Here is a 20,209-nt window from a genome sequence, read left to right as displayed (position 1 = left end):
GTTACGCAAACTAGGAGTGATATGAACGAAGCACGTACCTTAACTTTGCGCAATATCTCTGTTTGGGATACAGGCGAGCGCATTGATCTTATTATAGATGGCGTTCGACAGGATGCTCTTATAGAGAAAAATGCGCGAATTAGTGGAGATATTGATGCTAGCAGTTGGACTATTGCTCCTGGCTTTGCTGATCCTCATGTACACTTTAGGGATCCTGGTCAAACGGCAAAAGAAACTATGATGACAGGCGCAAATGCTGCGGCTGCAGGTGGATACACACAAGTTTTGATTATGCCGAATACTATTCCTGCAGTTGATGGCGAGCCTTGGAACGATGCTCCTTTTGATGTAGAAAATGTTATTGACTATTTGCAGCGATATGGATGCATCTACGGAGTAAAATTGCCTGTTCGCTACGACTTAAGCGTGTGCGCATCATTAGGACGAGAGGGTTTGAAGCCTAGCAATATTGAACTTTGGAAAAAATATGTTCCGGGAATTTGCGATGACGAAAAAACTTCTCCTATGAAAAAGCATCCAATCACTGCTATAAGTGACGACGGTGCTGCAGTTCCTGAACCAATTTTACGAGATGTTCTTAAAATGGCGAAACAAACTGGCTTGCCGTTCGTTGAACATTGCGAGCATCACGATACCGGTTCTGTAAATGATGGGCCTGTTGCAAAAATGCTTGGTGTTGGTGGAATTCCAGCTTCTACTGAGCTTGCAATTGTGCAACGAGATATTGATGCCGCTAAAGAAACTGGCGTTCATGTGCATTTCCAGCATGTGAGTACAGCTGCTGCATTTGAGGCTATTCGTAAAGCAAAAAAAGAGGGATTGCCGATTACGTGTGAAACAGCACCTCACTATTTAGCTTTGTGCGATGAGGATGTTTTGCGATATGGCGCGATGGCTAAGATGAATCCTCCTCTTCGTTCTAAGGCGGATCGTCAAGCAACATTAGCCGCTATTGCGGATGGCACTATTGATATGATTGCAACCGATCACGCTCCTCATACAGTTGAGGATAAATCTGGAGACTTTGCAAAAACTCCTAATGGAATTATTGGTCTTGAGTGCGCTTATGGCGTTTGCAGAAAAGTGCTTGTCGAAGCAGGATACACAGATGACAAACACCTAATTGAATTAATGGCTGTAAATCCGATGCAATTGATGAGTAGAAGACCTACTGATATTGCTGCAATGTTGAACGTATCCGCAAGATGCGCTACAAAAAGAACTTTGCGATTAAATCTTACAGAACATCCTGAAAATGTTGATTTAGTTGTTATTAATATGAATGAGAATTGGACTGTTGACGCAAATTCATTCCATTCTAAAGCTCGTAACACTCCTTTTGACGGTTGGCATCTTACTGGCAGGCCAGTGGCGACGATTATTGGCTCAGAAATTGCTTTCTCAAGAATGTGATTGAAGTTAAATAAAGTTAGGTTTGTGGTGAATTATGGACGAATTAATTGAAGCGATTGCAGCTAAGCAAAATCCTAGCGTAGTTGGCTTGGATCCTAAGCCTGGAATTGTTCCTGCCGAAATTATTAGCGGTCTTGCTGACGAAGTTTTACAAGAAGTTAGCAAAGAGGAAGCTTTACCAACGCTTCTTGCAACTGCTTATTTTGAGTTTAATCGTGCGATTATTGATGCTGTTTCGGATATCGTGCCTGCAGTAAAGCCGCAAATCGCAATGTATGAGGCGCTTGGTCCTGCTGGTATCGATACTTACACGATGACTTGTGAATACGCAAAATCGCAAGGATTAGTTGTAATTGGAGATGCAAAGCGCGGAGATATTGGATCTACAGCTGGCCAATATGCGGCTCATTTAAGCGGTTTTGCTAATCTTTCTGTCTACTTTGATGATGACAGCACTACTGGTAGTGAGCTGCCGCAATCTCTTAAAAATCTTCTAAAAAGCTCTAAAAATTTTGACGTCTGGCATGAAGATTCTCTTACAGTAAATCCTTATATGGGTTCGGACGGAGTGAAGCCTTTTATTGACGAAGCAGTAGCGCACAATAAAAGCATTTTTGTGCTTTTGCGAACATCGAATCCTTCTAGCAAAGAGCTGCAGGAGCTTATTTTGCAAGATGGAAAGCCAGTGTATGAGCATATGGCTGATTTAATTGAGAACTGGGGTGCTTCAAATATTGGGAAGCACGGTTATTCTAAAGTCGGTGCTGTTGTTGGAGCTACGCATCCGGAAGAAGGTAAGCGTTTGCGCGAGATTATGCCGCACACTTTCTTCCTGGTTCCAGGTTATGGTGCTCAAGGCGGTACAGCTCAAGATGTTGCTGGAATGTTTGATGCAAATTCTGAAGGTGCTATTGTAAATTCTTCGCGCGGTATTATTGGTGCTTGGAAAAAATCAGAAGATTATTTAAAGCATCAAGGTCATATGTCTCTTGATGACATTCTTGATATTGTGCATGATTCTGCAGCTGTTGCAGCGAGGAACATGCGAGATGACTTGCGGAATGCAGTTTATCGCTAGAATAAAAACTTAAAAATAAAACTTAAAAAATAAATTAAAATCAAAACTAAAACTAAAAATAAAATAAAGATAAACAAAACTAAAAAGTAACCAAAACGCAACGGTACAAAACACATACAAGGGTAGGGGAAACCACATGAGTGATGGCATGTTTATTCCAACGCGAAAAGCATCTGGAAACGCCATATTTACGTTACGTGAAAACGCTTTTGATTCATCAGGATCAAGCGCGTTGAATGAAAGCGATAATGCAAAATATTCGCGCCTTTGGGGTCGCCGAGCTATAGAAGTGCTTAATAATGAGAAGCTAGACGAAGGCGTGTATCGTTTGACTTTAAGAGATGAAGAGATCGCTAAAAAATCCACTCCTGCGCAATTCGTGAACTTGTATTCTCCTGATCCAACTGCTATGCTTCCTCGTCCTTTTGGAGTTGCAAGCGTAGATGGGGATACTTTTACTCTGATTTTCGCTGTGATTGGCAAAGGCACTGCTAAGTTTGCTGAACTTAAGCCAGGAGATAGCATTGACGCTCTCGGACCTTTAGGACTTGGCTTTAATATTTCTAAGCCTGCACATTATGTGTTGGTCAGTGGAGGTTTGGGCGTGCCGCCTATTTTGTGTGCTGCTCAAGCGCTTTCAAAGCGTGAAGATTCTAGCGTAACAGCGGTTCTCGGCTACCGTAGCAAGCGTTTTGCAGACGATTTAATGAAAGAATATATTGCAGACGTACACAGTATTACGAATGCTGAAGGAACTGTTATAACTTTGCTAAATGAACTTGAAAAAGTTAAGCATTTTGATTTCGAAGACGATTTGCCAACTGTGATTTTATCTTGCGGTCCTTTGCCTATGATGAAAGCCGTAGCTCACTGGGCACATGAAAGAAATATTGAATGCCAGCTCAGTTTAGAAGCAAGAATGGGTTGCGGATATGGAACGTGTGTTGCTTGCGTTGTTGACACTTTGGAAGGCAGACTGAAAGTTTGCAACGACGGTCCTGTTTTTGAAGCAAATCGTTTGGGTTGGGAGTAAAAAAATATGAGTGCTGTAAATAATACAAATAACGCAGATAACGCAAATTCTGCAACAAATTCCGCTGAAACTTTTGGCTTTGACACCAGCCATGTGTGGAAGCATCCAACTCAAGTTGCAGGCGTTAAGTGGAAAAACATGGTTGGTACAGCTTCTGGAACTTTCCAGCTTGCAGCTTGCCGACGTTTTTATGACGTAAGCCAACTTGGCGCAATTTGCACAAAAGGCGTTTCACCTGTTCCTTGGGAAGGAAATCCTTCTCCGCGCACTGCAGAATCTCCTTCTGGAATGGTAAACGCAGTCGGATTGCAAAATCCTGGTGTCGACCACTATCTCATCGACGAATTGCCAAAACTAAAATCCATGGGAGCGCTTGTTATTACTAATGTTGCAGGGCACAGTGACGACGATTATGCGCAAGTTGTTGAAAAGCTTGCAGATTCTTCTGCAGACATGCTCGAAATTAACGTAAGCTGCCCAAACGTGACTCACGGCGGAATGAGCGTCGGCACGGACCCGGTGGCATTACACCGCTTAATTAAGCGTCTTCGTGCAATGACAGACAAGCCAATGATTGTAAAAATGACGCCAAACGTTACTGATATTGTATCGATTTGCAAAGCTGCGGTTGATGCTGGAGCAGATGCCTTAAGCATGATTAATACGCTTGTTGGCTTGCGAATTGATATTCGAACAGGCGAACCGATTATTGCAAACCGTACAGGAGGCGTTTCCGGTCCTGCTATCTTCCCGATTGGACTTGGGTTTGTGTGGAGAGTTCGCCAAGCTATGCCAGATATTCCAATTATTGGTATTGGTGGCATTGATTCTGGCGAAAAAGCTTTGGAATACTTGTATGCTGGCGCGAATGCTGTAGAAGTTGGTGCTGCTGCTTTGGTGGATCCTACTGCTCCTATTCGCATTGCTCGCGAGCTTGATGATTTGCTTGATTCTCGTCCAAAGCTTGCGTCTTTGCTTGCTGAAGGAAAAACTTGGCGCTGAAATTAAATATAGCAAGAAAGTTTATTTAAGAAAGTTTATTTAAGAAAGTATTTAAAATTATTTTAAGAAGGAGAGTCAATTATGGCAGAATTAGACGAACGTTTTACAAAGTTTTTGCTTGATTCAGGCGCACTTAAATTTGGCGATTTCACGCTAAAATCTGGCCGTCAATCACCTTATTTTATTAACGCAGGCGCTTTTGATGACGGTATGAAAATCGCGAGCTTAGGAGCATATTACGCTCAGCGAGTTATTGCTGCAATCGAAGATGGCAAACTTCCGAAAGATATTGACACTGTTTTCGGTCCTGCTTATAAGGGCATTCCGCTGGCAGTTTCTACGTCAATGGCTTTGACGAATAATCACAATATGCCTGTTGGCTTTACTTTCGATCGCAAAGAGCGAAAGGATCATGGCGACGGCGGAATTATGGTTGGAAAACCGTTAAAAGACGGCATGAAAGTTCTGCTTGTTGACGACGTGATGACAGCTGGAACTGCAGTTCGCGAAACTTTGCCAAAGCTTAAAGCGGAAGCAAATGTGCAAGTTGTTGGCTTGATTTTGGCAGTAGACAGAATGGAACGCACGAAAGACAGTGAGCTTTCTGCAGTAAAAGCAGTAGAGCAGGAATTTGGCTTCCCAGTTTTGCCAATTGCTAATGTGCGTGAAATTTTCGCTGCAGCGCAAAAAACTCACTAATAGTGACGGAAGCGCTGTTATGGATGAGAATTTGGCTGCTCGAGCTGAAAATTATTTGCGAGAATATGGTGCGTAAATAGTTTATAGTGATAGAATTTATGAAATTTCATTTTCATAATAGATTTTAAATTAGCACTGAAGTTTATTTGCTAATTCAAATTTATTTTGAATTACTTTGAGATGATGTTTTTTAGATGATGAATGGCTGAGTATGAGAGATCAAAATAATAATTATCAGAATTTTAATGATTTGAATTCTTCAAATATGCCTCCAGAGTTTTTACCTGGTGATTATGATTCCGAATCTTCATTTGATCAAGATAATTCTCAGTTTGACAATGATTCTAATGGTTCCATTTTTAGAGATAGCAAAGTTATTACTGCTATAGTCGCTGTTTTAATGGTGGCAATTGCAATCGTAGCTGCAGTCGTGTTCTTCTTAACTACGAATAAAAATAAGCCGAGTAATAATAGCGTTGCTACGCCTTCTAAAACTTGTGTCCAATTACGAAAGAAAGCACTGCATGCTCAAAAAGGTGTTATAAAATCTCTTTCAGATGATGACGTTCTTCAAGCTATAAATATTAACAAAACTGAATTTATCTCAGATTCAGATGAAGCTAAAGATGCATTTGATGATTTTGAATCATCTTTAAACTATGCAAAATCAGATGCTAAAGAGAAATTACCCAATTGTCCTGTTGGTGCTGATTCTGAAAATTCTCCATCTGTTGAAAATAAACTTTCAGATAAAATCGACTCTTTCCATCAAGACAGAGATGCTCTTGTAAAATCTGCTAAAGCGGCTATAAAAGCAAGTAAATCAGCAGTTTCTAATAAGCTATTGAAGTTAGTTAATCAAGGTCAAGAGCTTATAGATAAAACTAAGAATGTCCCTATATTCGGAGACGCTCAAGCTGAATTAGAAAAAGTTGTTGATCTTGCAAGAAAAGCTCTTATTAAGAGCAATAACAACGACGATGAATTAAAACAGTGCGTTACAGATTTGCAAAATGCTCTTAAAGATTATTTGGCGAAAATTAAGGAATTAAGCTCAGATCTTGCAAATCGCGATGGCAATGGCTATCCGTTAAATGCTCCACATCCTAAGGATGATCAGGGCGGCTATGCGCCTATAGGCCGTAGTAATAATCCGGAATCCTCAAATTCAGGTGATGGTAATTCTTATGACGATCAACAATAGTAAGTAATCGCGTTAAATACGTGTTGTTATTTAATTAGTTGACGCTTTGTGGCATAATAAGCAAGGTTTATTTCTTAGCTGTATAAATTGCAGCTGTAATTAGCACAGAAACGAGTAACTCGTGGCACAGACTACCAATGATATTAAAAATGGATCGGTTTTGAACCTTGAAGGTCAGCTTTGGACTGTTGTAAAGTTCCAGCATGTGAAGCCAGGTAAAGGTCCTGCTTTCGTGCGCACCACCATTAAAAACGTGCTCTCCGGCAAGATTGTCGATAAGACTTTTAACGCAGGCATGAAGATGGAGTTCGAGACCGTTGATAACCGTACGTTGCAATATTCTTATGAAGATGGCGATAACTTCGTCTTCATGGATATGACAACTTATGATCAGGTTTATATTCCTAAGGGCTTAGTTGGCGAGCAGAGCAAGTATTTGCTTGAAGGCACTGATTGCATCGTCAGCTTCCATGATGGCACTCCTTTGAGCGTTGAACTTCCAGCTTCCGTGATTTTGACTATCACTCACACTGAGCCAGGCTTGCAGGGCAACCGTTCTAACGCTGGTACAAAGCCTGCAACTGTTGAAACTGGTGCTGAAATCCAGGTTCCACTCTTTGTTGGTGAAGGCGAAAAGGTTAAGGTCGACACTCGTGACGGCTCTTACCTTGGTCGCGAAAACTAATTAAATTTTTTGCATAAAGCGACTCGGTGGCGATTAGTCGTTGCTGGGTCGCTTTATTTGTGAATGCATGTTTGTGTAATATTGGATATATATTGATGTAAGTTAAGTTCTTATAAGCTGTGCGCATAACATATTTGATTATGCTTGTGTGCTTAAGTAAATTTATAAGAATTCTATATGTAGTTTGTACAGAAAGACGATACAATGGCACGTTCTACCGCTCGTAAAAGGGCTTTGAATACACTGTATGAAGCAGATGAAAAGAGTCAGAATATTCTTTCCTTGCTTGAAGAGCGAGTCAAAGAGCCTGGTGCTCAAACGCCTCTTCCTGAATATGCTATTGAAATTGTTCGAGGTGTTGGGGAACGCAGAAATAGGATTGACAAGACGCTGAACCGCTATTCAACAGGTTGGAAAGTTGGACGTATGGCGGTTATTGATCGTAATATTTTGCGCATTGCAGTTTGGGAAATGCTTCTTAACGAAGAAATTCCAGACAAAGTTGCGATTGATGAAGCTATTTCTCTTGCTAAAACTTACAGCGATGATGATGCTATTGCATTTATTCACGGATTGCTAAGCGCGATTATGGCAGACAAAGAAGCATGCTTGGCAAAGTTTAATGGCGAATCTCAAGAAGAAACTACGGAAAACGCTAGCGATTCTCAGGTTTCTCAAGAATCTCAGGAAACTCAAGAAACGCAGGAAGCCCAAAAGTCTTCTGAATCTTCTGAATCTTCTGAATCTGAATGATCTAGTCGGCGCGTCGCCCGTCCGCCAATCTGAGTAAACTTGCCACGAATATCCTAAAGCCATAAGGGGGTTAAGGTGGATTACAACGACACCTTCGCCGGATTCGGCAGTGACGATGCAGTATTGGTGTTAGAAGACGGTCAGGTTTACGTTGGTAAGCCTTTTGGTGCGCGAGGATCTACGCGTGCTGAGATTGTTTTTTCTACGGGCATGACTGGTTATCAAGAAACGTTAACCGATCCAAGTTATGATCAGCAAATAGTAGTACAAACATTCCCACACATAGGTAATACGGGAATGAATCATGAAGATCCAGAATCTACTCGCATTTGGGTTGCTGGATATGTAGTTAAGGAGCCAAGCCCAATTTTTAGCAATTGGAGAGCTGAAGGTTCCTTGGAAGATGATTTACAAAAGCAAGGTATCGTTGGTATCAGTGGTATTGATACTCGAAAGCTGGTTCGTCATTTACGTTCTGTCGGCGTTATGCGTGCCGGCATTTTTTCTAATGAGGCCCTGGTTGATTCTTCAACTGGGGCTTTTCGTACCGTTGCTTCTTTCGTTGATGAGATTAAGCAAACTCCTCAAATGCAAGGCTTGCGTTTAACGGACGAAGTAAGTACTGATCAAACGTATACGATTGAGCCTTGCGGCGATTTTGAAGGAAAAGACCCGCTTTACACAGTCGTAGCAGTCGACTTTGGTATTAAAGCTATGACTCCTCACCGTTTGGCAGAGCGTGGCTGCCGGGTACACGTCGTAAGCTCCTCAATAAGTTTCGAGTCCTTACAAGCTCTGAACGCAGATGGAGTATTCTTCTCCAACGGTCCAGGAGACCCTGGCCAAGCAAATCGCGAAGTCGAGCTTTTGCGCAAAGTTTTGGATGCAGGATACCCGTTCTTTGGTATCTGCTTTGGAAATCAGCTACTTGGACGCGCTCTCGGCTTTGGCACTTACAAGCTGAAGTTTGGCCACCGCGGTATTAACCAGCCTGTAAAAGACGTTACAACAGGAAAAGTGGAAGTTACAGCTCACAATCACGGTTTTGCTGTAGACGCACCTCTTGACGGCCCTGTTCAATCTCCATACGAAAACGGACACTTTGGTCGCGTAATGGTATCGCATATTGACTTGAACGACAACGTTGTAGAAGGCTTGCAATGCCTTGATATTCCAGCGTTCTCAGTGCAATATCATCCGGAAGCTGCGGCAGGTCCGCACGATGCTTCCTACCTATTTGACCGCTTTGTGCAATTGATGCGCGAAAACGCTATAAAAAGCAAGTAAGATTCAAGGAAAGAGAAGTTTACTATGCCAAAACGTACTGATATTAAGTCGGTTATGGTAATTGGTTCTGGCCCTATTGTTATTGGTCAGGCTGCAGAATTTGATTATTCAGGAACTCAAGCTTGCCGCGTGCTTCGCGAAGAAGGAATTCGCGTTATCTTAGTCAACTCTAATCCGGCTACGATTATGACAGACCCGGAACTTGCAGACGCGACATACATTGAGCCAATTGACACATCGATTTTGGAGAGAATTATTGCGAAGGAGCGTCCGGATGCGCTTCTTCCAACACTCGGCGGCCAAACCGCTCTTAATGCGGCAATGGATTTGGGCCGTGCAGGAATACTAGAAAAATATAACGTTGAGCTTATTGGTGCTTCTTTGGAAGCAATCGACCGCGGTGAAGATCGCGAGCTTTTCAAAAAAGTTGTTGAAAAAGCTGGAGCTGAGTCAGCAAAATCCTTTATTGCTCACTCAATCGAAGAAGTAGACAAAATTGTTGAAACTTTAGGATACCCGGTAGTAGTACGTCCAAGCTTCACAATGGGCGGCCTCGGATCTGGTATCGCTCACAATGAGGAAGAACTTCATCGCATTGCAGGAGCCGGTATTCACTATTCTCCAACAAACGAAGTGCTTATTGAAGAAGGCATTGAAGGCTGGAAGGAATTTGAGCTTGAGCTTATGCGCGACGCAAAAGATAACGTCGTAGTTGTTTGCCCAATCGAAAATGTTGATCCTGTAGGCGTGCACACTGGTGACTCGATTACAGTTGCTCCTTGCTTCACTCTTACCGACCGCGAATACCAGAAGATGCGCGATATTGGTATCGCTATTATTCGAGGCGTTGGAGTTGACACCGGTGGTTGCAATATTCAGTTTGCAATCAACCCTAAAACTGGTCGCATTATTGTAATCGAAATGAACCCGCGCGTATCTCGTTCTTCCGCACTCGCATCTAAAGCAACTGGCTTCCCAATCGCAAAAATTGCAACGAAACTTGCTCTCGGCTACACTTTGGACGAAATTCAAAACGATATTACGCGTTCAACTCCTGCAAGCTTCGAGCCAACAATCGACTACGTTGTAACAAAGATTCCGCGCTTTGCTTTCGAAAAGTTCCCAGGAGCAGACACTACGCTTACAACTTCTATGAAGTCAGTTGGCGAAGCAATGGCTTTGGCTGGAAACTTCCAGGAATCTCTTGGAAAAGCAATGCGCTCAATCGACAAACGTCACTCATGCTTTAGCTGGGATGGCGAGCGCCCAAGCAAGGAAGAAGTTAATAAGCTTCTTGAAGAAATGCACACTCCAACAGAGCATCGCTACTTGCAAATCCAGCGCGCACTATGGGGTGGAGCAACGCCAGAACAGATTTTTGCAGCAACAAAGATTGACCCATGGTTTGTTGAGCAGTTGGCGCAAATTAACGAGACTGCGCTCGCAGTTCGTGAAGCTGAAACCTTAACTCCTAAGGTTTTGAAGCGTGCTAAGCTTGCTGGCCTTTCAGACGTTCAAATTGCGCATTTGCGTAATCTTGGCGACGAAGGTGAAAACATGGTTCGTGAGCTTCGTTGGGCTTACGGTTTGCGCCCTGTTTACAAGACTGTCGATACTTGCGCAGCAGAGTTTGATGCAGCAACTCCGTACTACTATTCTTGCTATGCTGACGAAAGCGAGCTTAAGAAGCGCGATCGCGAAGCTGTGATTATCCTTGGCTCTGGTCCAAACAGAATTGGACAGGGCATTGAGTTTGATTACACTTGCGTTCACGCTGTTCAGGAATTGGGTAAGGATTACGACACCATTATGGTTAATTGCAATCCTGAAACAGTTTCTACAGATTACGATATGTCTGATCGCCTTTACTTTGAGCCGCTTACTTTCGAAGACGTGCTTGAAATTTACGAAGCAGAAAAGAAGCTTGGACCAGTTAAGGGTGTGATTGTGCAGCTTGGTGGTCAAACTCCACTTTCGCTTGCTGCTCGTCTTAAAGCTGCAGGAGTTCCAATTTTGGGAACTACTCCTGAGGCCATTGATTTGGCGGAAAACCGTGAGCTTTTCGGCGAGGTTCTTCGTCAAGAAGGCATGAATGCTCCTCGCTACGGCACAGCTTTGAGCTTAGAGGAAGCAAAAGATGCAGCTCACGCAATCGGTTACCCGGTTCTTGTACGCCCAAGTTACGTACTTGGCGGTCGTGGCATGGAAATCGTGTACGATGACGCTCAACTTGCAAAGTATGTTGATCGCGCTTTGGAAGAAGCTAGAGCAGACACGGTTGTTTCTGGACGTTTGCCTTCGCCGCTTTTAATCGATAAGTTCCTTCAGGACGCCATTGAAATCGATGTTGACGCGCTTTACGACGGCAACGAGCTTTATATTGGCGGCATTATGGAGCATGTCGAGGAAGCTGGCGTGCACTCTGGTGACGCTGCTTGTACTCTTCCTCCAAGCACGCTTTCTGACGATCAGATTCGTCGTCTTCGTGAAGGCACGCTTTCGATTGCGCGCGGCTGCTCTGTGCGCGGTCTTATTAACGTGCAGTATGCTTTTATGGCAAATACTTTGTACGTAATTGAGGCAAATCCTCGAGCATCTCGTACTGTTCCGTTTGCTTCTAAAGCTACTGGAGTTGCTCTTGCTAAAGCTGCTGCAAGAATTATGGCCGGTGAAACCATTGCCCAACAGCGCAAGCGCGGACTTCTTCTCCCACAAGGAGATGGCGGAGATATTCACCCAGGTCAGCAGGTTGCTATTAAAGCTTCTGTGTTGCCGTTCAAACGCTTCCGCACTCCTGTTGGTCGTACGGTTGATATTTTGCTTGGACCTGAAATGCGTTCTACTGGTGAGGTTATGGGCTTCGACCGCGACTTCCCACATGCTTTTGCTAAGAGCCAACTTGCAGCATACAAGGGTGGTTTGCCTACCAGCGGAAACGTTTTTGTGTCCGTAAGTGATGCAGATAAGCGTCAACTTCCGCTTCTTGCAGTTCGTTTAGTTGAACTTGGCTTTACGATTTGGGCTACTGAAGGTACTGCTTCTGTACTTCGTCGTTATGGCATTGATTCTGTGATTGTCGACAAGATTTCTAGCAAGGGCGACACAGCGAAAGATGTGCGTAACAGCGAGCAAGTACACGAAAGAATCGGCAAGAATGTTGTAGAGCTTATCGAAAATGGTAAGATTGACATGGTATTGAATACTCCGAATTCAAGAGGATCTCGTACTGATGGTTATGCCATTCGTGCGGCAGCAGTAGCAGCAGATCTTCCTCAATTCACTACGATTACTGAGTTTGCACCAGTTTTGATGGCAATTGAAGCTGTTAAGAACAATGATTATCAAGTGATGAGTATTCAGGAACATGCAAAGCAATTATTTGCTATAGAGCAAGCTGAAGCTAAAGAAAGTTGAGCACTATAACATGACCGGAACCATAGGCGATCAAGAATTACAAGCACAACGATCTGATTTTGGTTTGCGTTTAAAAAACGCTATGGCCAAATATGGTCCGCTATGCGTAGGCATTGATCCTCATCGCAAAATGTTGCTTAATTGGGGATATGAGATGGATGCGCAAGGTGCTGAGCTATTCTCTATGCGTATGCTTCAGGCCATGAATGGTAGGGCAGCAGCAGTTAAATTCCAATCTAGCATGTTTGAGCGCTACGGTTCTAAAGGATTCGCAGCGCTCGAACGCGTGCTGTATGCTGCACGTCAAATGGATGTTATTACGATTGTCGATTGTGGACATGGTGGTTTGTCTACTACTATTTCTGCTTTAGCTGATGCTTATTTTAAGCCTGGAGCTCCGCTTATGGCCGATGCTATAACGCTGCTTCCATATTATGGCGCTCGTTCTATGAGTAGTCTTATTAATGAAGCCTTAAACAACGGTTGCGGAGTATTTATTGCATCTCTTACATCTAATCGTGAAGGCGCTAATCTTCAAACAGCTATACGACAAAACGGAAGCTATCGCGGACATACTGTTGCTCACGGTATAGCTCAAACAGCTCAAAGCTTTAACAATAACACTAAAGGCATGGGTTCTGTTGGCTTGATTGTTGGAGCTACTATCGGCGATTGGATGAATGGTGGGGACGTAGATCTTACAAGCTTTACTGGCCCAATTCTTTCTCCAGGCTACGGTTGGCAGGGTGCTGAAGCAAGCGATCTTAAAACTGTGTTTGCTGGAACTCACGGAAATGTTTTAGTCACTGTTTCACGTTCCATTGCTTCCCATGGTCCAGATATTGGTTCTCTTTCGGCGGCAACTGAGCGTATTGCTTGGGATATTCGTCAAGCTTTGATGTATTCGGAATCTTAAACTCTAATTAACAAAAAATAATAAATTCGCAATGTACTAGAAACGTAAAATGCGTTAAAGTATTAGAATATTTAATATTCTCGTTTAAAAGTATTGTTAAACTAGAATTTAATAGAAGTTATTATTGTTAATGGGGTGCGATTAAGATGACCGATGCAACTTACATACGAGGCGGAGTTCGTAAGCGTAGGCTAATTGTTCTTACCGGTCCTACTGCAGCAGGTAAAGGCACTGTTGAAGGCGCTTTGCGCGAAAGGCACCCAAATATTTGGCTTTCTGTTTCTGCAACTACTCGCGCTCCTAGACCAGGTGAGTTTAATGGAATTCACTATTGGTTTTTGGACGAAGAAGAGTTTAATCGTCGAGTAAAAAATGGCGAGTTTTTGGAAACTGCACTAGTTCACGGAATGGCTCATTATGGCACTCTTCTTCAGCCTGTTTTAGATCATATTGAGCAAAATATTCCTACTCTTCTAGAAATTGATTTACAAGGTGCAAGACGAGTTAAGCAAGAAGCATCTCGATTAGGATTAGACGTTGTTTATGTATTCATTGCTCCTCCAAGTTTTGAAGAACTTAAGAGGAGACTAATTGGAAGGGGTACTGAAACTCCTGAACAGCAGGCAAAACGTCTAGAAACAGCAAAAGTTGAAATGGCTGCTGCTGGCGAATTTGATGTTGTAATTGTTAACGACGATGTAAATCGTGCCGCAAACGAATTGTGGGATGTAATCGCTAAAGAATACGACCTATAGATAGATAAATATATAAACAAATAAATAAACCTGTAAATAGAATTATAAATAAAACTTACACAATATCCGGCAGTATCCGGCAATATCCGAACGGTAGCATATAATAACACCTTTGGAACTATTGTGGCACCATAGAATATGGAGAACATTATGGCATTGGGCACTCAGCCAACACCTACGGGACTTGCTAATCCGCCGATTGACGATTTAATGGAACATGCGGACTCCAAGTATGCGCTTGCCTTGTTTGCCGCAAAACGAGCACGGCAGATTAATTCTTATTTCACTCAGCTTAACGAGGGTTTGTTACAGAACGTTGGTCCTCTTGTTGAGTATCAGAACCAGGAAAAGCCTCTTTCAATTGCTTTCCGTGAAATTAACGAAGGCTTGTTGGAAGACACTCTTGGCGACGATGATATGAGTGAAGGCAATTAATTTTATTCGTTTTCGAACGAAGTAATCGCAGTCACATACTTAACTTTTAGAGGTATATATGTGGCTGCGATTTATTCATATTATGTGCGACAACTATTATGTGTGACAACTAACGAGTTGGATTTTATTGGAGTGCAAATGCAAGAGCGCAAATTAATTTCTGCAGAATCTGTAACTGAAGGTCATCCTGATAAATTATGTGACCAAATTGCTGATGCAATTTTAGACGATATGCTTCGTCAGGATCCTCATGCTCACGTAGCTGTTGAAGTGTGCGCTTGCGTTGGTCAATTCGTTGTTTTCGGTGAAGTTCGCGGAGAAGTTTACACTGATATTCCTGGTATTGTTCGAAAAGTTGTAAGAAATGTTGGATACACAAGCTCAGAAATAGGGCTTGATGCTGATTCTTGCGGCGTAATGGTTTCTCTTACAGAACAGAGTGCGGAAATCAATCAAGGTGTTCAGCGTATAGATTCTAAAGATGATTCTGTTTCTCGAGAAGAACGCTATTCTTCTCAGGGTGCCGGCGATCAAGGCGTAATGTTTGGTTACGCAAGTGATGAAACAGATTCTTATATGCCTCTTCCAATCTATTTAGCTCATAAACTTGCTTATCGTTTAACATTAGTACGTAAAGAGGGGATTGTTCCTCATTTGCGCCCAGACGGTAAAACTCAGGTTACTATTGAATACGATTGCGATGGTAATCCTAAGCGCGTTGACACAGTTCTTATTTCTACTCAGCATGATCCTGAAGTTTCTCATGACTGGTTACAGCAGCAATTAAGCGAAAACGTCGTATTGCCTGTTTTAAAAGAAGCTCTTTCTAATAAAGTAGATTATAACGATTATCGAATGTTAGTGAATCCTACTGGATCGTTTGTTTTGGGTGGGCCTGCTGCAGATTCAGGATTAACAGGACGAAAGATTATTGTTGACACTTACGGCGGTGCTGCTCATCACGGTGGTGGAGCTTTTTCTGGAAAAGATCCAAGTAAAGTCGATCGATCTGCAGCCTATGCCGCGCGTTGGGTGGCCAAAAATATTGTTGCAGCAGGATTAGCTCATAAAGCAGAAGTACAAGTTGCCTATGCAATCGGTATAGCGGATCCTGTAAGCGTAAATGTGGAAACTTTCGGAACTGAATCTGAAGGTATTACAAGCTCGGATATTTCTAAAGCTGTTCGAGAAGTATTTGATTTACGCCCAGCCGCTATTATTGATGAGCTTGATTTATTGCAGCCTATTTACTCTAAGACTTCTGCATATGGTCATTTTGGTCGAACTGATGCGCATTTCCCTTGGGAAGAGTTAAATCGTGTTGAAGATTTAAAACGCGCTATTAGTAATATTGTTAATGACTAAAATAAATTATCGTCATATTTTTTATAAATAAGTAAATTAAGCGCGAAATAGGATGGTAAAAAGAGCGAAGGTGTGATTTATGCTGCAACAACCTGAATTAGAAGGTTTAGCACATAAACGCAGGCGTAGAAAAAACTCGTCTGCTAATGTGCCGGCAGCATCATGCGCTGTTGCTCATGTGATGCTTGATGTCCAAGCTCCACATTTAGGTCACACTTTTGATTATCTTATTCCAGAAAAGTATGACGAAATTGCTCAGCCGGGCTCTCTTATACGCGTTCGTTTTGGTTCTAGAAGAGTTAACGGAATTATTTGGTCTAGATCCGATGATTCGCATACTACAAGAGATTCGTTAAGATTTATTGAAAGAGTACTGTCTCATAAAGTATTGCTTTCTAAATCAATGCGCTCAGATATTGTTTCGATTGCAAATGCCTACGGCGGTACGCCAGCAAACATTATTAGACTGGCTGTTCCGCCTAGAATTGCAAGCGTTGAAGAATACGCTTATTCTCCTAGCAGAGCTCAAAAAGCTAGGATTACAAATCTTCACCAAAAAATTCTTCCTGAATTATTTACTAGGCAATCTTCTTACGATTTAAAAGTTGAATATGATGGCTCAGAGCGTGTAGCTTTTACAACTGATGAAAGGATGATGTCATCATATAGTCGCGCTTTTTCGCTAAAAGAAGCATTATCCAATGTCATATACCCATATTCTTATTTAAAAAATTCATATAAATACGATGAAAATGATGTAAATCACGCTAGATCGTTTGTTATAGATGCATTGCCTGGATCTCAGCGCTGGGCACAAGACTTAGCTTGGATTATTGTAACTGCCATAAATTCAGGGCGGCAAGTTGCGGTTGTATTACCAACATTGCGCGAGATTAACGATGTTATGCGAGCACTAATGTCTTGCGGCCTTCAACCATATAAACAGATGAAAAACGGCGAATTTGTTGGAGATGTAGTTCGTCTTTCTGCTGCAGATGCTCCAGCTGACCGTTATCGATCTTGGATTGCTGTTTCGCAGGGGATTGTTCCATGCGTTTTAGGTACGCGCGCTGCAATGTATGCTCCTGTTGAAGGTGACGCTCTTTTTGTGATAGTTGAGGATGCTGCGTATCAACAAGCTGACGGTATGCAACCATATGCTCAAGCTCGTGGCGTTATGCGTTTAAGAGCTAAAAATCATGGCGGAATATTTATATCCATGTCTTTTGCAAGAAGTATGACAAGCCATTATGAAATCGATTCAAATAATTATTTAAATACTTATAATCACGAAGATTTAAGTAAAGATTTCAGTAAAGATTCTACTAAAGATTCCGGTAATAATTTTAGTGATAACTTCAGTAAAGACTTCAGTGAAGATTCTTATGAAGAGTCCGATAAAAATCCTAGTAAAAATTATGATAAAACTTGTAATTTAGTAACAGGTAAAAGTGAACTTATCACCCCTTTTAATTCAGTAAGAGTAGCAGCTTGCGGATGGGTAAGATGGCTTAATCGTGAATCATTAGCAAAGATTGGCGATGATAGCGCTGGACTAAGAGTTCCAGACACTGCTAAAAAAATTATTAAAGACGCTTTAAAAGCTGGGTATCCAGTATTATTGTCTATTCCGGAAGATGGTACTACTCAATCTGCAGCATGCGTTAAATGTCATCATCAAGCTAGATGTCGTCGTTGTACTGGTCCAATCGACTTAAGTATTAATGGCTCGTTATCTAGATGCGCTTGGTGCGGTGCAAGTACTGTGAACTGGTCTTGCACTTATTGCTCGTGCAAAGTTTTTCGCGCAATTCGTGTTGGAGCTGCTGGTACTGTAAAGCAACTTTCTATGCTTTTCCCGGGCACAAAGATGATAGTATCTTCTCCACATTCTAAAAATGGCATTGTCTCTTGGATTAATGAAGAGCCAATGATTGTTGTTGCTACTCCTGGCGCTGAACCGCGAGTAAAAAGATCGTATAAACAAAATGATATAGAAGCTTCATTAGATGACGATTTTGAAAATGATTTCAAGCGTGCTGCAGGTGATGATTCTTCAAATGATTTCAATGATTCTAACCTAATATATGGCAGTTCAGAAAATACTTCATCTGAATTAAATAATGCTCTTGATTACAAACAGAACGGCAAAATTCCAGAAAACAGTAAAAATAACATCAACGCTTACGATTCTATTATTTCTAAATCTGAATCATACACTGGCGAATATCGAGTTGTAGCTTTTCTTGACGCTTGGGCAAGCTTATATACTACAAGTCTTGACGGAAATTATGACGTATTGTCCTCATGGATGCGCGCATCTTCAGCCTGCGCTCCTAAATCTCGAGGCGGATGCGTAATGATATTAGGAGAAAGCGATAGTTCTATAGTAGATTCTCTTACAACATGGGATTCATCTATTCTAGCTACTCGTGAACTTTCTCAACGCAAATCTGCTGGCCTTCCTCCAACTGTTTGCGCAGCTTGCGTTTGGGGGAATCGTGAAGATGTTATGCGAGTTTTAAATTCAAATAATTTTAATTTACCAACGATTTGCGTAAATAATATTAAAATTTCTCCGCTGCTTGGCGTTGTACCTATGCATAATTCTGTAACAGAAAAAAATCTACATTTCAACGAATTGCATGACAGAGTTAAAGCGGTAGTAAGAGTTCCGTTAGAATTTAGAAATGAATTAGTTAAAAAATTACGAAAACAATTAGCAGAACATAGCGCATTTAACTATAAAGGCGAATTGCATTTTAGTTTGGATCCTAAAGATTTATTAGCTTATTGATTGGAGTAAATGTGAGTGAGATTTATCGTTGTGCAGTACTTGGAGACCCGATTGCACACTCTTTATCTCCTGTGTTACATAATTCTGCTTATGCGGCTTTAGGACTTAAAAATTGGCGATACAGCAAAGAAAGAGTAAATGAGACAGAACTTAGCGATTTCATTGCTCATCTTGATAACTCTTGGAAAGGCTTAAGCCTTACAATGCCGCTTAAAAAAACCATAATGAAACTCGGCACTCCTTGCGATTACTGGTCTCGCACACTTAACGTAGCAAACACAGCGATTTTTACCAGCAATCCTGCAACCGCATCGCCTTCTCAAATTGAACTGTGCAACACTGATGTAAGTGGCATAATAACAGTTTTTATTCGAGCATTGCACGAGAGCATAAGCAACGTAAAAAAGGCTGTTATTATTGGCAGTGGCAATACGGCATCATCGGCAATGGCGGCACTTATAGAAATCGCTCAAGCCTCAAAACTTGAAAAAGTGCAAGTTATTGCTAGAACTGAAGATAACGGTAGTGTAAAAGGCGTTGAACGTTTTAATAATCTTTTGCGCAAATATTGTGCTGATTTTCCAAATAGCAGAAGCATAGAGCCGTGCTGTGAAAGTGGGGAAGGCCAAAGTAGGGAAATAGAAAATAGCGAAATCGAAAGCAAGAAAATCGAAAATAGCAGAATCGAAAGTAGTGAAAATAATGCAAACTACGAATCAGTGGGAGGCATTAAATTCCCAACAATTAGCGAAGAAGTGCTTGCGGAATTTGCCGGGTATACTGCGGAAAAATTAGGTGCGGAAAAATTATCAGAATGTGATAAATCTCTCATTTTAAAATCTTTAACTTCGATTGACGCAATTCGCGCAATAGAAGATGCAGACATAGTTATAAGCACAGTTCCTGCGCACGTAGCAGACGGATTAGCAATAGCACTAGATGCATATTGCCAAAATCAAAAAATAAATCATTTAGGAACACTGCTCGACGTTGTTTACGACCCTAGACCAAGTGATTTACTAAGCGTATGGAGAAGATACGGTTGCGGAATTGGCGGGGAAGAAATGCTTTTATATCAAGCTTTAGAACAAGTAAAGCTTATGACTTATGATTACAGAAATTCTAAAGAAAATTTTGAAAATAGCTTCGAAAATGATTCTGACAAGGCTACAGATTACGATTGCTTAAGCGGTCATATGCGTAAGGCGTTAGAGGAGGCATTATGACGACTGATGATTCATTAAATAATGATCAGCAGAATAATGTTGTTAAAAATGAAACGTTATCGTCTAATATTAACAATAACGATAGTTTTGTTGGTCACTCTTTTACTCCACACACGCATACAAAAG

At 41.7% G+C, this 20,209-nt stretch carries 15 protein-coding genes and 1 pseudogene; all 16 read left to right on the top strand.

Going from position 1 to position 20,209, the window contains the following annotated elements:
- The first annotated feature begins 21 nt into the window (after nt 1–21).
- The 16 genes and pseudogenes from HXT51_RS01025 to HXT51_RS00950 all read left to right on the top strand — a co-directional run bounded on the left by HXT51_RS01025 (nt 22) and on the right by HXT51_RS00950 (nt 20,083).
- Complete coding sequence (locus HXT51_RS01025) at nt 22–1,434, top strand: dihydroorotase (RefSeq protein WP_103084180.1); 1,413 nt, start codon at nt 22–24, stop codon at nt 1,432–1,434.
- A gap of 34 nt (nt 1,435–1,468) precedes the next feature.
- Nucleotides 1,469–2,512 carry an orotidine-5'-phosphate decarboxylase gene (gene pyrF / locus HXT51_RS01020; protein WP_421776562.1) on the top strand — a complete coding sequence of 348 codons (1,044 nt, stop codon included), beginning with the start codon at nt 1,469–1,471 and terminating at the stop codon, nt 2,510–2,512.
- Between the two features lie 136 nt (nt 2,513–2,648).
- Entirely contained in the window at nt 2,649–3,545 is an 897-nt protein-coding gene (locus tag HXT51_RS01015; RefSeq protein WP_415691999.1) for a dihydroorotate dehydrogenase electron transfer subunit, read from the top strand.
- Nucleotides 3,546–3,551: 6 nt separating this feature from the next.
- Nucleotides 3,552–4,547, top strand: a complete 996-nt coding sequence (locus HXT51_RS01010) for a dihydroorotate dehydrogenase (protein ID WP_421776561.1) — start codon at nt 3,552–3,554, stop codon at nt 4,545–4,547.
- A gap of 81 nt (nt 4,548–4,628) precedes the next feature.
- A pseudogene (pyrE, locus tag HXT51_RS01005) lies at nt 4,629–5,322 on the top strand (orotate phosphoribosyltransferase).
- A gap of 135 nt (nt 5,323–5,457) precedes the next feature.
- Complete coding sequence (locus tag HXT51_RS01000) at nt 5,458–6,450, top strand: hypothetical protein (protein ID WP_421776560.1); 993 nt, start codon at nt 5,458–5,460, stop codon at nt 6,448–6,450.
- 121 nt (nt 6,451–6,571) lie between these two features.
- The gene (efp, locus tag HXT51_RS00995) at nt 6,572–7,135 is read left to right on the top strand and encodes an elongation factor P (protein WP_103084186.1); all 564 of its coding nucleotides are present in this window, start codon (nt 6,572–6,574) and stop codon (nt 7,133–7,135) included.
- A 204-nt stretch (nt 7,136–7,339) separates the two neighbouring features.
- Nucleotides 7,340–7,888, top strand: coding sequence for a transcription antitermination factor NusB (nusB, locus tag HXT51_RS00990; protein WP_415705742.1), 549 nt, complete (start codon nt 7,340–7,342; stop codon nt 7,886–7,888).
- Nucleotides 7,889–7,963: 75 nt separating this feature from the next.
- On the top strand, nt 7,964–9,175 hold the full coding sequence (gene carA, locus HXT51_RS00985) for a glutamine-hydrolyzing carbamoyl-phosphate synthase small subunit (RefSeq protein ID WP_103084188.1): 1,212 nt from the start codon (nt 7,964–7,966) through the stop codon (nt 9,173–9,175).
- Between the two features lie 24 nt (nt 9,176–9,199).
- A complete protein-coding gene (gene carB / locus HXT51_RS00980; RefSeq protein WP_415705741.1) occupies nt 9,200–12,589 on the top strand; it encodes a carbamoyl-phosphate synthase large subunit in 3,390 nt (1,129 codons plus the stop codon).
- A gap of 10 nt (nt 12,590–12,599) precedes the next feature.
- Nucleotides 12,600–13,505: an orotidine-5'-phosphate decarboxylase gene (gene pyrF / locus HXT51_RS00975; RefSeq protein ID WP_103084190.1), complete on the top strand. Its 906-nt coding sequence runs from the start codon at nt 12,600–12,602 to the stop codon at nt 13,503–13,505.
- 146 nt (nt 13,506–13,651) lie between these two features.
- Nucleotides 13,652–14,260 (top strand): guanylate kinase, encoded by a 609-nt coding sequence (gene gmk, locus HXT51_RS00970; protein ID WP_103084191.1) that lies wholly within the window; start codon nt 13,652–13,654, stop codon nt 14,258–14,260.
- A 150-nt stretch (nt 14,261–14,410) separates the two neighbouring features.
- A complete protein-coding gene (gene rpoZ, locus HXT51_RS00965; RefSeq protein WP_103084192.1) occupies nt 14,411–14,695 on the top strand; it encodes a DNA-directed RNA polymerase subunit omega in 285 nt (94 codons plus the stop codon).
- A 138-nt stretch (nt 14,696–14,833) separates the two neighbouring features.
- Complete coding sequence (gene metK / locus HXT51_RS00960; RefSeq protein ID WP_103084193.1) at nt 14,834–16,060, top strand: methionine adenosyltransferase; 1,227 nt, start codon at nt 14,834–14,836, stop codon at nt 16,058–16,060.
- A gap of 79 nt (nt 16,061–16,139) precedes the next feature.
- Nucleotides 16,140–18,857 carry a primosome assembly protein PriA gene (locus HXT51_RS00955; RefSeq protein WP_103084194.1) on the top strand — a complete coding sequence of 906 codons (2,718 nt, stop codon included), beginning with the start codon at nt 16,140–16,142 and terminating at the stop codon, nt 18,855–18,857.
- Between the two features lie 11 nt (nt 18,858–18,868).
- On the top strand, nt 18,869–20,083 hold the full coding sequence (locus tag HXT51_RS00950; protein ID WP_103084195.1) for a shikimate dehydrogenase family protein: 1,215 nt from the start codon (nt 18,869–18,871) through the stop codon (nt 20,081–20,083).
- The last annotated feature ends 126 nt before the right edge of the window (nt 20,084–20,209 follow it).

It is taken from the genome of Gardnerella sp. KA00255, assembly GCF_049244095.1.
Classification (GTDB): domain Bacteria; phylum Actinomycetota; class Actinomycetes; order Actinomycetales; family Bifidobacteriaceae; genus Bifidobacterium; species Bifidobacterium vaginale_F.
Note: the sequence above shows the minus strand (reverse complement) of the source record. Positions and strands in the feature narration are given on the sequence as shown.

Bases quoted from the DNA above. Each gene is read 5' to 3' on its own strand.
- HXT51_RS01025 (WP_103084180.1), top strand. From the start codon at position 22: ATGAACGAAGCACGTACCTTAACTTTGCGCAATATCTCTGTTTGGGAT.
- pyrF (WP_421776562.1), top strand. From the start codon at position 1,469: ATGGACGAATTAATTGAAGCGATTGCAGCTAAGCAAAATCCTAGCGTA.
- HXT51_RS01015 (WP_415691999.1), top strand. From the start codon at position 2,649: ATGAGTGATGGCATGTTTATTCCAACGCGAAAAGCATCTGGAAACGCC.
- HXT51_RS01010 (WP_421776561.1), top strand. From the start codon at position 3,552: ATGAGTGCTGTAAATAATACAAATAACGCAGATAACGCAAATTCTGCA.
- HXT51_RS01000 (WP_421776560.1), top strand. From the start codon at position 5,458: ATGAGAGATCAAAATAATAATTATCAGAATTTTAATGATTTGAATTCT.
- nusB (WP_415705742.1), top strand. From the start codon at position 7,340: ATGGCACGTTCTACCGCTCGTAAAAGGGCTTTGAATACACTGTATGAA.
- carB (WP_415705741.1), top strand. From the start codon at position 9,200: ATGCCAAAACGTACTGATATTAAGTCGGTTATGGTAATTGGTTCTGGC.
- pyrF (WP_103084190.1), top strand. From the start codon at position 12,600: ATGACCGGAACCATAGGCGATCAAGAATTACAAGCACAACGATCTGAT.
- gmk (WP_103084191.1), top strand. From the start codon at position 13,652: ATGACCGATGCAACTTACATACGAGGCGGAGTTCGTAAGCGTAGGCTA.
- rpoZ (WP_103084192.1), top strand. From the start codon at position 14,411: ATGGCATTGGGCACTCAGCCAACACCTACGGGACTTGCTAATCCGCCG.
- metK (WP_103084193.1), top strand. From the start codon at position 14,834: ATGCAAGAGCGCAAATTAATTTCTGCAGAATCTGTAACTGAAGGTCAT.
- HXT51_RS00955 (WP_103084194.1), top strand. From the start codon at position 16,140: ATGCTGCAACAACCTGAATTAGAAGGTTTAGCACATAAACGCAGGCGT.